Origin of the sequence: Marinobacter sp. tcs-11 (genome assembly GCF_002049515.1) — a bacterium.
GTDB lineage: Bacteria > Pseudomonadota > Gammaproteobacteria > Pseudomonadales > Oleiphilaceae > Marinobacter > Marinobacter nauticus.
The window spans coordinates 42,731-54,427 of the sequence record NZ_LLYU01000024.1 but is presented as its reverse complement, the minus strand read 5'-3'; the positions used below and the strand labels follow the sequence as shown (position 1 = coordinate 54,427).

Here is an 11,697-nt window from a genome sequence, read left to right as displayed (position 1 = left end):
CTTCCAGAGTTTTATGATCCAGTTTACGACCGTCAGTATGGCGCATGAGTAGGCAACTCCGATAAGGTCGGTTGAACAATGCCTACATTATAAATGATGTCCGCTTACTTTTGTACTTCTTAGTATGTCCAGGGCGCGTTTCGGGGCAATTGTGGCATCGTTGGTCTGGCGTTGGCAGCCAACCTTTACGGCGACTATGGGCTCTCGGCCGGGGGCCTGCTCCTGGCTCTGGTGATTGTGGTCTACAACTCGTTATCGGTGATCGTGTTGCTGGCGTATCAGCCCGGTAAAACCATGAGCCTGACCAACACCCTGCGAGACATTGCCAGAAACCCACTGATCATCGGCGTAGTGCTGGCTATTCCTTTTGCAGCCCTTGAAATCAGGCTTCCCGGATGGGTAATGACCAGCGGCGACTACTTTGCTTCGCTAACGCTGCCCCTCGCCCTGCTCTGTATCGGCGCAACGGTCTCACTGAAATCCATCCGCAGTGACAGCGGCCCGGCCGTGGGATCATCCATCTGGAAGATGGTGTCTTTGCCGGCCCTGTGCACACTTGTAGCCTGGCTGGCCGGCTTTGAAGGGCGCGAACTCGGGCTCATGTTCCTGTTCTTCGCCAGCCCAACGGCAGCGGCCAGTTTCGTGATGGTGAAGGCTCTGGGCGGCAACGATCGCATGGCAGCAAACATTATCGCGTTGACGACCTTGCTGGCGAGTGTGACGGTAACTACCGGGGTGTTTGTGCTGCAGTCGATAGGAGTTGCGTAGAGAGAACCAATAAAAAACCCCAGCATTTCTGCTGGGGTTTTGTATTGGCGGAGAGGGAGGGATTCGAACCCTCGATACGCTATTAACGTATACACACTTTCCAGGCGTGCGCCTTCAGCCACTCGGCCACCTCTCCAATAAACTGTTTCAAATCAGCGATGTCGTCGCTCATTTGAGGGCGCAAACTTTAATGGTTTTGGCGGCGTTTGGCAACTCCATGTTTTGAATTCATCAAAAAAATTTTCCGAAGGGACTTACGACGGCCTCGGACATAACAAACCCCGGATCCATGACGTATCCTTTCAGGAAACCCGCTCAACACGTCCAGGAGAATGACCATGCTGATGAAAGCTGACCAATCCACCCTGTTGCTCATTGATGTCCAGGAACGGCTGATGCCTGCCATTAGCGAAGGCGATGCGGTTGCTGAGCGTTGCATTACGCTGGCAACCATCGCCGGACTGCTTGGCGTTCCTGCGATTGCAACCGAGCAGCTACCTGAAAAGCTTGGGCCGAATCTTGAAGGCGTTAAGGAGCTCTGCTCCACAACCCTGGCGAAAACCCATTTCGACGCCTGCCCGGACGGGCTCATCGATGAATTGCCAGAAGGCCGGCAACATATTGTCATCGGAGGCTGCGAAACCCACGTATGTATGCTGCAAACCGCCCTGAGCCTCCTGGATGCCGGCTACAAGGTATGGGTGGTGGCCGACGCCACCGGGTCCCGTAGCGAACTCGATCGGGACGTTGCCCTGGATCGACTGCACCAGAGCGGCGCTCGCATTGTTACCACTGAAATGGTGGCTTTCGAGTGGATGGTTCACTGCAAGCACCCACACTTCCGGGACATTCAGGCTCTGATAAAGTGAATGACAGAAGGTAGACACGTTATGCTCAACATGGATTTTTCCCAGCGCGTTGTTATTCGTACCCACGAACAGCGCTGGGTCCCCAGCCCCGCCGCAGGCGTTGAGCGCAAGCCACTGGCCCGAGAGGAAGCCGAGCGGGGCCACGCTACCAGCGTTGTACGCTATAAGCCCGGCTCTTCCTTTTCTACCCACGAACACCCTCTGGGTGAAGAGATTCTGGTGCTTGAAGGCGTTTTTTCCGACGAGACCGGCCACTATCCGGCCGGCACCTACATCCGGAATCCTCCGGGCAGCAGTCATGCACCGTTCAGCGAAGAGGGCTGCACCCTGCTGGTCAAACTCCATCAGTTCGACCCGAGAGATACCGCGACGGTTCGAATCGATACCAATGCCGGCCACTGGCTGCCCGGCATTGGCGGTTTACAGGTTATGCCGTTGCACGAATTCGAGCATGAGCACGTTGCCCTGGTGAAGTGGCCACCCAACGAGACCTTTCAGCCACATCGTCACTTTGGTGGAGAAGAGATTTTTGTGCTGTCCGGCGAATTCTGTGATGAACACGGCCGTTATCCCGCCGGGAGCTGGATTCGCAGCCCGCATCTGAGCCAACACCATCCGTTCGTAGAGCATGAAACGGTCATCTGGGTAAAAACCGGTCACTTACCGGTCAATCATTCTCCTGAAACGTAAAAAGGGCCCCAATCGGGGCCCAAGAGAGCGTGCAACGCTGCTAGCTAGAGATGATAGTCAGGACGCGTAACGCCCTTGCCACCCGGCGCCACCCAGCAATTCATCACTGGCCCGCTCATGGCCATTCCCCGTGAGATGCAACTCACCTGCTGGCACCGCGAAGACGTGGTAGGCCTCAGGACCAAACGGATCAAGAGCGGTATCGATGTATTGGAACCGATCCGGAACCGGCTCACCCGACATTGCCACCCGGAACTGCCGTTCCACAGTGGGCGTGGTTACATTCAATGGCTGCTGTACCCAAAGGAAGACCGCTTTATGCGGCACCAGATACTCGCAGCGCACCACTTCATAACCCTCTCTCAAGGTCAGGGTGGTAGGCTCTTTACCAGGTTCGAGTCTGAACTTGTGAATCGTTTTCATAGCTGCGCTCCTCTGGATACTGCGGAATACAATTCCATAATGGAGCAGCGCAAGCTTCGATAAAATAAGTTTTCTTAAGCAAAAAACATCGTATTTTTCGCAGATCTAACAGCTTGAAGCCTAGCGTTCAAAGACCCCCTGACGAGCCTCACAGATTGCCCGCACTCCCTCATGGGCCAGCTTGCGGCTTCGGGTGACTGCAAACAGCTGGTCTGTCACTTCATCGAGCGAAGCAATCAAAGCCACCTGATACTGCCGGCACACCTCATCCTGAATCATCGTAGGGGCCGCGAATACACCAAGTCCCTCCCGACCAAACACCTTGATAAGGGCGCTGTCATCGACTCGGGCAACCAGGTTCATTCGGACATTATTGAGATTGAACCAGTGCATCAGTTTCTCGAAATACGGCGCATCGGTAGCGTTCGCCAGTAACGGCTGGTGATTGAGCGAGTGAGGAAAGCCGGTTTTGAGCTGCTCCGCCAGTTCGGGTGCAGCAAACAGACTGATGGTAGACCGGGATAGCGGATGAACCGCGAAACGTTCAGGAGATTCTGCCTGGGGCATTCTATCGGTCAGTACCACGTCCAGCTCCTTCCGCTTGAGGCTGAGAAGAAGATCTTCCGTCCGGCCGGTCCGGCATTCCAGTTGCACGGGCCGGTTCAGCTTCATCGCCGGGTGAAGGAGGTAATAGGCGATCAGTTTGTGGATAGACGCCGATATGCCCGCAGACAAGGAAAGCGGCCTGTGTTCAGGCCCCGCCCTCAGGGTTTCAGACAACTGACCGGTCAGCTCGAAGATCTCATCGGCATAACTGCGAACCATATGGCCGAGCTCTGTGAGTACCAGTTGCCGGCGCTCGCGGCTGAATAACCGGCCGCCCACCGCGCCTTCAAAGGTCGCAAGCTGACCACTGAGGGTCTGGGGTGCCAGGTCGAGTACCTCGCTGGCTCGGGCAATAGAGCCTTCGCGGCTAATAACCCAGAAATAATAGAGATGTCGGAGGTTCAGATTCTCCACATCGGTCCCCTACTCCGCATTGAAAAGTTCCCGGCTATTTTTTGCGATAGATGATGCCAGGGTGACACTGGACCATTTCGTAGAGATTGGGAAGCCCGTTCAAAGACTCAGAAGCACCAAGAATTAGATAGCCTCCGGGGTTCAGAGCACCATGCAGCCGGGTAAGAATGTCCTTTTTCAGTTCCGCTGAGAAATAGATCAGCACATTCCGGCACATGATGATGTCGAACTTGCCAAGCATGTATCGATCCAGCAGGTTCAATTCCTTGAATTCCACCATGGACTTGATTTGCGGTCGAATCTGCCAACCACCGTTGGCCGAGGGGGTAAAAAAGTGCTTTTGACGCTCCGGCGACAGCCCGCGGCCGATGGCGACCATTTCATACTCGCCTCTCCGGGCAACCTCCAGCACGCTTTTGGAAATGTCCGTTGCCGTGATTTTTACATCCCGCAGCTTACCCGGCCGGGTGCGGCGGAATTCGTCAATTACCATGGCTACGGAGTATGGCTCCTGGCCAGTAGAACAGGCGGAAGACCAGATTCTTAACGGCTGGAGTGAATTGCGCTCGGCAAACTCTGGCAAGAGCTTTTCCTGCAGAATCCGGAACGGATGGTTGTCCCTGAACCAAAGTGTCTCGTTGGTCGTCATCGCGTCGATGACCACCTCGCGCAAGCCTGCCCTTCCAGGCCTCTTTAATCGTTCCAGAAGCTCTCCAAGGGAATTCAGGCTGTTTTCTTCGAGAATGCGCCGAAGCCTGCTCTTTACAAGATACTGTTTGTTATCACCCAGCAGGATGCCGCACGCATCCTGCAGGAACTTTTTAAAGGCTTCGTATTCCTGGGGCGTTATGTCCGCTTTCATTGGATCTCTTCGTGGGTGAAACCATCAGCCGAGCATCAGTGCTGATCAATAATTTCCATTACTCGCTCGGCCAGCTCATCCGGGCTGAATTTCGCCATGAAATCGTCTGCGCCCACTTTCTGCACCATCGCCCGGTTGAAGACACCGCTCAGCGAGGTGTGCAGCATTACATACATTTCTTTCAGAGCCGCATCTTCTTTGATTCTGGTAACGAGGGTGTAGCCGTCCATTTCCGGCATCTCAACATCAGAGATAATCAGAGACAGGTGGTCGTTCGCTTTCGACCCGTCCTGAGTAAGCTCTCTGAGATACTGTAGCGCTTGCTTGCCATCATTTTTGGTAACCACTTCCATTCCGATGGCGGTCAGGCAACGCTCGATCTGCCTGCGAGCCACGGAAGAATCATCCACAACCAGCACGGGCAAATGACCCGGAACGCGTTCCGCACTTCGGCTCACCAGCTCTTCCGTCACATCTTCCCTGAGCGGAGAAACTTCTGCAAGAATCTTTTCTACATCTATGATTTCTACAAGTTTATCGTCAATCTTCGTAACCGCTGTCAGGTAGACATCCTTCCCTGCGCCCTTCGGCGGAGGCAAGATATCTTCCCAGTTCATATTCATAATCCGGTCTACGCCCGTTACCAGAAAGCCCTGGGTTTTACGGTTGTACTCGGTGATGATCACGAAACTGGTAGACAACTGCTCTTGCGGAATACCCGGCAGACCGATCGACATACTCAAATCAATAATGGGAATGGTCTCACCACGAATGTGGGAGACGCCTCTGACGACGCTCCGGCTATTGGGAATCGACGACAGTTTCGGGCACTGAAGAACTTCCTTAATCTTGAATACGTTGATGCCGTACAACTGCCGCCCCCGTAAACGGAACAGCAATAGCTCAAGCCGGTTCTGACCGACTAGCTGGGTGCGCTGGTTAACGCTGTCTAATACCCCTGCCATGATGCTTTACTCCTGGCGTGCCTATACCGGCATCAATATTGCTTTGACCTTTGCAAGGTGTTTTCAGGCCTGTCCAAGACAAATCTTTGACGCCTGCAAACCTGTTAAGGGTTAACGGCCCGACAACCCGAATCCTTAACGTGTTTCGACAAAATCCACAGATACAGACAGCATAGGACAAACCGGTGCGTATGCGAATCATCTTTTTGGCTGCATTGTGTCTATCACTGAGCCCAATCACTCTGTCTTCGGAGAGAACCAGTGCTGAAGCCATCCGTGACGCTGCCCAGACGTTCCTGGCAGAGTGGTCCAGAACCCTTGCTGCCGAGGGCTACACGAGCCGCTACGAAGTTGGCGCTATCGACAGCCGCATCGCCCTTGCTGCCTGCAACAAGGGGCTGAATGCCGAGTTTGCGGGCGATCCGCTACAGACCACCAGCCCGTCGGTCCTGGTTTCCTGCAGTGGTGAGCGCCCCTGGAGAATGTACGTTACCACCAGCGTCGAGGTTCACGGCCCTGCCCTGATAGCAGCCCGTCCTCTGGCACGTGGCGAACGCCTGACGCCGGACCTGGTCACCCTAAATTCGGTGCAGATCAATGCCAGTCGTCGCGGCGTACTCACCCGCAAAGAGTCCGTTTCAGGCATGATGATGCGCCGCCCGGTGAACGCCGGCACGGTAATGACCCCGGATCTCCTTGAAGCTCCCAACGCGATTGAGCGGGGTGACCATGTTATTATCACCGCGCGCTCAAGCTCATTCTCGGTATCATCTCGCGGTAAGGCACTGGCGAGCGCGGGCGTTGGAGAACAGGTACTGGTGGAAAATCTCCGCTCGTCCCGGACAGTCAAAGCTCGTGCCGTTGGCCCCGGGCGGGTCGAAATTCCGATGTAAGGCGGCAAACAGCAAGAGCGGCAAATGTTTTCCGTTTTGTAACTAAAGTATGGCGCGGATTTGCCGTTAAGCAGATATAAACCCGAATACGCCACTTTCTTGTGGCCCCAGGCAAGCAGGTATTGATATGTCAGTTGACTTAAATGGAATTGGCCCCGGCCAGGTCAACACCACGCGCACCACGGCCGACAAAGCCTCAGGCAATCAAACGTCACAGGCGCCCTCAGGCGAGCAAGCCAAGGCCCAGAGCCCCGCTGCCCGTGGCGAAAACGTGAACCTGAGCAATCAGGCGAAAAACCTGAAGCAACTTGAGCAGAAGCTGGGGGACTACCCCGAAATGGACGATGATCGCATCGAACAGATTCGTTCTGCTCTTGAGAACGGCACCTACAAGGTAGATGCCCAGAAACTGGCCCAGAAAATGCTTGAGATGGATAAAAGCATTTTCGGGTGAGTAAAGCATGACTGCACATGAACAGTTGAAAGCGATTCTTCAGGAAGATATCCGCCAGCTTGAGTCGCTGGCGGAAGTACTCCACCAGGAAAAATCCGTGCTCTCCTCTGCGGATATCCAACCCCTCCAGGAAATGACCAGCCGGAAAAACCAGATTCTTGAGGGCATACGCGAACGCGCCAAAAAGAAGATTCACCTGCTGGTGAATATGGGCTACAAGCCCAATGCCGGAGAGCCATCACGCTTCATTCGCGCCGCTGGTATGGATGAGCTGTACCAACTCTGGAAAGAAGCCGACACCCGTTTGCGCGAATGCCAGGCCGTGAATCAGAACAACGGCCGAATTCTTGGACACCTGCAAAAGCGCCTGTCACGCCTTACCGACATCTTCCGAGGTGCTTCCGCCCAGCAGAAGCTCTATGGTGCCAAAGGCCAGCAGACCAACGTCTCAAGCACCAACATTCTGGCCAGCGCCTGATACGCCCATCGCTCACAGACAACGAAATGCCCGGAGATCTTCCGGGCATTTTTCGTTTCAGGGCAAGGTTTTCAACGCGTATAGATGGTCATCTGGGAATCCGGGTGAAAGCGGATATCGCGAATGCTGACATTGCCCATGGGTGGAGTCTGGCCGCCCATCACGCGAATATTATCCATCCGGATTTCCTCGATACGCTCCGGAAATGCCAGCCTCAGGCCTCCGTCTTCCTGTAGCGAGTAGCGAGGCTCTGAGTCCCGGTAATGCACACCCGTAATTGTAAGGTCTGAATCCAGAAAACTGAGCACCGGCACGAATACATTTGCCGCCAGTCTGATCCCTTCCACCACATCGACATCGGGAGATTCTCCTGAGAGATCGTCCCGGGCGCTGGCGGGCATGGAAGACACGGCCTCCAGACGCTCCATCAGGCCAATACCGCTTTGTGCAGACACCCCTGACATTTCCTCTTCCGAGAGGGGGGTGAGTCCGCTCCGCTCGTAGAGTTCGCCCGCTCCGGCGCCTATCTGCGCTGCATTGGTGTTGCTGGACGCCAGTGACACCAGGGGCTGAAATGGCAAGGTGACCATGGTAACAAGCGCTGCTGCATTGCGGTAACGCGACTGATGCTTGAGTACGCGGTGGAGTTCCCTCTCTGAGATCCAGCCGGCAGCAATTAACACCTCACCGAGGCGCTGCCCGGTTTCCCTCTGAGCACGAAGCCCTTCTTCCAGCTGACCTTCAGACAGGTAGCCACGATTGATCAGCAACCGGCCAAGCCGGGATTTCTCTTCAAAACCCTGACGGATTCTCACCAGATTCCTCCTGCAGTATCAGTGATCACCGTACAACCCGGCCCGGTATTCAACAGTCAAGTGAAGCGTAGCCCACAACCTCTGAGCGTGCTGTTCTGATTTGCCCTTAATGGCGTAATGATCTGTTAAGATCTGCACAAACTACGTAATAACCGGATTATCTCAGTATTCTGGTCACCACCTGTAACAGAGAGCTGCCTTGAAATGACAAATCCCGTAAAACTCGTCCCGATTGTGATGTCTGTCCTGTTTGCCTTCGTTGCCACTCTGCTGACCACCTCACCAGCCGTGGCGCAGAACGAGGAACCGGCACTTCCTGAGGTCCGTTTTGTCACGACGGAGGGCTCTTTCGTGCTTCAGCTTCGGCCCGATGTTGCGCCCAAAACCGTGGAAAACTTTCTGGCTTACGTAAACAGCGGTTTTTACGATGGCACCATCTTTCACCGGGTTATTCCCGGCTTCATGGTTCAGGCCGGCGGATTCGATGAGAACCTGGGGCGTAAACAGACCCGAGCTCCCATCGTGAACGAAGCTACCAGCACTCTGCCCAATCTCCGAGGCACCATCGCCATGGCCCGAACCAATGCACCGGATTCTGCCACCAGCCAGTTTTTCATCAATGTGGCCAACAATGATTTCCTGAACGCCGGAGTTCGGGGCCCAGGCTATGCGGTTTTCGGCAAGGTGACCGAGGGCATGGGTGTGATTGATCGTATCGCAGGAGTCCAGACCGGCTACCAGCGCGGAATGGCCGATGTTCCCGTGAGCCCGGTCATTATCGAGTCCGCCGAAGAAATCACAAAAGACAACTGAGTTCCATGATCACCGACCTTCGTCCGCCGGCAATGGAACCGGCGGAGCTGATATGGCAAGACGGAGTGCCTGAATCAGCCCGCTTTGGCGACGTCTACTTCAGCCGAGATGACGGCCTGGCCGAGACCCGTTACGTGTTCATCGAAAGAAATGGACTACCCGGGCGCTTCGCCGAACTCGACAGGAACAGCCACTTTGTGATCGCCGAGACAGGTTTCGGCACCGGGCTCAACTTCCTGGCGACCTGGGCGGAGTGGCTGGCTCAACGACCTGACGATCAAGACCACGCGATTCTTCACTTCATCTCGGTGGAGCGCTACCCCCTGGCTCTGGCTGATCTGGAAAAGGCCCTGGAGAGCTGGCCGGGGCTGCAGCCCCTGGCACGGGAGCTGATTGAGAACTACCCACCGCTGATCAAAGGCACTCACCGCCTGGTACTTGGCGGCGGCGCGATCAGGCTTACCCTCTGTTTTGGCGATGTACTGGACGCTTGGAACGAACTGGAATTCGTGGCCGACGCCTGGTTCCTTGATGGATTTGCGCCGTCGCTGAACCCGGACATGTGGCTTGAAAAAGCCATTCATCAGATTCGGGCTCACAGCCAGCCCGGCACCACCCTGGCCACCTTCACCTCGGTCGGCAGGGTTCGTCGTGCGCTGGCAGATGAAGGCTTTGAGATGGCGAAAGTTCCCGGCTTCGGGCGCAAGCGGGAAATGCTGACCGGCAGGCTGCCAACGTCGGAAGAGGTCACTGCCCCCACTGTCGGAACTGACCCCATCGTCATCATTGGCGCCGGGATCGCCGGTGCCGCTCTGGCCCGCAACCTGGCGGAACGGGGCGTTCCGGTGGTGCTTGCCGACCAGGCCAGTGGCCCCGGTGCAGGAGCTTCCGGTAATGACCAGGGTGCCCTGTATGTAAAACTCGGTGTCGAGTACAACGACCAGACAGAGCTCGCAGCCACCGCGCTTTGCTTCAGTCAGCGCTTCTACCAACGCTGGCAGGGCGAGTTCTGGTACCCATGCGGGTTGCTGCAGCTCGCAGCCACAGACCAGGAGCAGGATCGCCAAAAGCGGTTTCTGGAACGCAGCAGCTACCCCGAAAACCTTCTGGCTGCCGTATCACCCACAGAAGCTAGTCGTATTGCCGGCATACCGGTCCAGTGCGAAGGGCTATGGTTTCCGGGTTCCGGGTGGTTACAACCGGCCCGTGCGTGCAAAACGCTGATTGAGCACCCGCTCATCCGCACGATTTTCGGATTCAAGGCCGATACGCTGAGGTGGACAGACAACCACTGGGTCATTCAGGCCAGTGACGGGAGATCTCTCAGAGCCGCAAAGGTTGTGCTTGCTGCCGGCCATGAAAGCACTGCCCTCGCGCCTGTACCTGAGGGTCAGTCGCTGCGCCTCAAGCCCATTCGCGGACAGGTCACTCGTATACCCGCAGACGGCTGCCGGTTTCCAGACGTAGTCATTTGTGGCACCAAATACCTGAACCCCGCTTATGACGGCAGTGCCATAACCGGTGCCACATTTGATCTTCGCGACGATAACCCCGAACCAACGCCCGAGGGACATCAGGAAAACCTGGACCAGCTTCGGGAACTGCTGCCCTCCATAAACATCTCAGAGCACATACAGGCAGAACACCTGGAGGGACGCGTCGCATTCCGCTGCGCCACACACGACTATCAGCCGGTGGCAGGTCCGTGCCCCGACAACAATGAGATATCCCGGACCGGCGTGTATCTGCTCACCGGTTTCGGCAGCAAAGGCCTGGTGTGGGCTCCCCTGCTGGCGGAATATCTGGCCGACCGGATCTGCCAGCAACCGGCCTGCCTGAATACCCGGCTCGCCCGTCGTGTGGAAACGGGACGCCTTTACCGGAACCAACTAACCGTATAGTAATAAACTTGAGCTATAGCGAACGGTCCGGCGGCCGATAAACCTTCATAAGGTGGCAGTAAAGGGGAAATCCCCGGAGAGGTGGAACCATGTCCATTTTCGTCAGTGAACCCGGACGCCCGATCGGGACCCGGTTACCCGAAGCGTTCCGAAGTCGCCGGGTGGGCGATGTCACCGAGCTGTCGGAGTCTGCGTCCATTTCTGCCGAACACAGCGAGGCTACCGACGCCGAGTTCCAGCAGGCCGTGCACAGCGGCGGTGGTGGTAGCAGCTTCCGGGCACTTCAGGAGTATGGTGCCGCTGCTGCGGGCGAACGTCGGGAGGAAAGGGTTTACCTGCCCGTCGCCGACATCAGCTCGCCAGCGCAGTTTTCGGTTCCTGCTTCTGCCACCGTCGCAGAGGCACTGGAGACCATGGAAGAACACGGCGTTCACCATCTGGTCGTGCTCTCGGATAACAATGTCGCAGGCCTGATCGACCTGCGATGGCTTCTTTCGTGGATTCACGAGAACAGTTCGGAAGCTTTGAACCAAAGCCTGATTCACATTGAACTTCCGGCTTTTCTGACTGCATCTCCCGAAACCGATGCCCATCAACTGGCACGCCTGATGCTCGCTCACCGGCTGAATGCGGCCCTGGTCATCAATGCTGCCGGACAACCCGCCGGCGTGGTCACCAGCACCGACTACCTGAAGCTCTATGCCAATGGGGGCCGACAGGAAGGGGCAGTCTGACCCACCCCGGAC

At 56.1% G+C, this 11,697-nt stretch carries 13 protein-coding genes, 1 tRNA gene and 1 pseudogene; 9 read left to right on the top strand and 6 right to left on the bottom strand.

Going from position 1 to position 11,697, the window contains the following annotated elements; all coding sequences use genetic code 11:
- Positions 1-123: 123 nt before the first annotated feature.
- Positions 124-768 (top strand): annotated as a pseudogene (locus ARC85_RS17615) (AEC family transporter); the annotation flags it as partial.
- 45 nt (positions 769-813) lie between these two features.
- Here the strand turns inward: ARC85_RS17615 and ARC85_RS17610 are convergent.
- Positions 814-904: transfer RNA gene (locus ARC85_RS17610), tRNA-Ser, on the bottom strand.
- A gap of 202 nt (positions 905-1,106) precedes the next feature.
- On the opposite strand from ARC85_RS17610, the gene ARC85_RS17605 reads away from it, so the two are divergent.
- Together ARC85_RS17605 and ARC85_RS17600 are read left to right on the top strand one after the other, a co-directional pair.
- The gene (locus tag ARC85_RS17605; protein WP_153740153.1) at positions 1,107-1,637 is read left to right on the top strand and encodes an isochorismatase family protein; all 531 of its coding nucleotides are present in this window, start codon (positions 1,107-1,109) and stop codon (positions 1,635-1,637) included.
- Positions 1,638-1,658: 21 nt separating this feature from the next.
- A complete protein-coding gene (locus tag ARC85_RS17600; RefSeq protein WP_153740189.1) occupies positions 1,659-2,327 on the top strand; it encodes a cupin domain-containing protein in 669 nt (222 codons plus the stop codon).
- A gap of 57 nt (positions 2,328-2,384) precedes the next feature.
- Here ARC85_RS17600 and ARC85_RS17595 read toward each other — a convergent pair whose 3' ends face one another.
- The 4 genes from ARC85_RS17595 to ARC85_RS17580 form a co-directional block, all read right to left on the bottom strand.
- On the bottom strand, positions 2,385-2,750 hold the full coding sequence (locus ARC85_RS17595) for a DUF7352 domain-containing protein (protein WP_153740154.1): 366 nt from the start codon (positions 2,748-2,750) through the stop codon (positions 2,385-2,387).
- 120 nt (positions 2,751-2,870) lie between these two features.
- Complete coding sequence (locus ARC85_RS17590) at positions 2,871-3,770, bottom strand: LysR family transcriptional regulator (protein WP_153740155.1); 900 nt, start codon at positions 3,768-3,770, stop codon at positions 2,871-2,873.
- A 34-nt stretch (positions 3,771-3,804) separates the two neighbouring features.
- Positions 3,805-4,632: a CheR family methyltransferase gene (locus ARC85_RS17585; protein ID WP_286715634.1), complete on the bottom strand. Its 828-nt coding sequence runs from the start codon at positions 4,630-4,632 to the stop codon at positions 3,805-3,807.
- 35 nt (positions 4,633-4,667) lie between these two features.
- Positions 4,668-5,597 carry a chemotaxis protein CheV gene (locus ARC85_RS17580; RefSeq protein WP_113879677.1) on the bottom strand — a complete coding sequence of 310 codons (930 nt, stop codon included), beginning with the start codon at positions 5,595-5,597 and terminating at the stop codon, positions 4,668-4,670.
- Positions 5,598-5,782: 185 nt separating this feature from the next.
- On the opposite strand from ARC85_RS17580, the gene flgA reads away from it, so the two are divergent.
- The 3 genes from flgA to ARC85_RS17565 all read left to right on the top strand — a co-directional run bounded on the left by flgA (position 5,783) and on the right by ARC85_RS17565 (position 7,422).
- Positions 5,783-6,490: a flagellar basal body P-ring formation chaperone FlgA gene (gene flgA / locus ARC85_RS17575; protein WP_153740157.1), complete on the top strand. Its 708-nt coding sequence runs from the start codon at positions 5,783-5,785 to the stop codon at positions 6,488-6,490.
- Positions 6,491-6,617: 127 nt separating this feature from the next.
- Positions 6,618-6,944, top strand: coding sequence for a flagellar biosynthesis anti-sigma factor FlgM (gene flgM, locus ARC85_RS17570; RefSeq protein ID WP_153740158.1), 327 nt, complete (start codon positions 6,618-6,620; stop codon positions 6,942-6,944).
- Between the two features lie 7 nt (positions 6,945-6,951).
- Complete coding sequence (locus tag ARC85_RS17565; RefSeq protein ID WP_014421703.1) at positions 6,952-7,422, top strand: flagella synthesis protein FlgN; 471 nt, start codon at positions 6,952-6,954, stop codon at positions 7,420-7,422.
- A gap of 71 nt (positions 7,423-7,493) precedes the next feature.
- Here the strand turns inward: ARC85_RS17565 and ARC85_RS17560 are convergent, their stop codons facing one another.
- On the bottom strand, positions 7,494-8,237 hold the full coding sequence (locus ARC85_RS17560; RefSeq protein ID WP_014421704.1) for a cyclic di-GMP-binding domain-containing protein, MshE-related: 744 nt from the start codon (positions 8,235-8,237) through the stop codon (positions 7,494-7,496).
- 204 nt (positions 8,238-8,441) lie between these two features.
- Here ARC85_RS17560 and ARC85_RS17555 point away from each other — a divergent pair, with 204 nt between their 5' ends.
- From ARC85_RS17555 to ARC85_RS17545, 3 genes are all read left to right on the top strand, one after another.
- Entirely contained in the window at positions 8,442-9,050 is a 609-nt protein-coding gene (locus ARC85_RS17555) for a peptidylprolyl isomerase (RefSeq protein ID WP_153740159.1), read from the top strand.
- A gap of 5 nt (positions 9,051-9,055) precedes the next feature.
- A complete protein-coding gene (gene mnmC / locus ARC85_RS17550; RefSeq protein ID WP_153740160.1) occupies positions 9,056-10,951 on the top strand; it encodes a bifunctional tRNA (5-methylaminomethyl-2-thiouridine)(34)-methyltransferase MnmC2/FAD-dependent 5-carboxymethylaminomethyl-2-thiouridine(34) oxidoreductase MnmC1 in 1,896 nt (631 codons plus the stop codon).
- An 89-nt stretch (positions 10,952-11,040) separates the two neighbouring features.
- Entirely contained in the window at positions 11,041-11,685 is a 645-nt protein-coding gene (locus ARC85_RS17545) for a CBS domain-containing protein (RefSeq protein WP_011784677.1), read from the top strand.
- Positions 11,686-11,697: the final 12 nt, after the last annotated feature.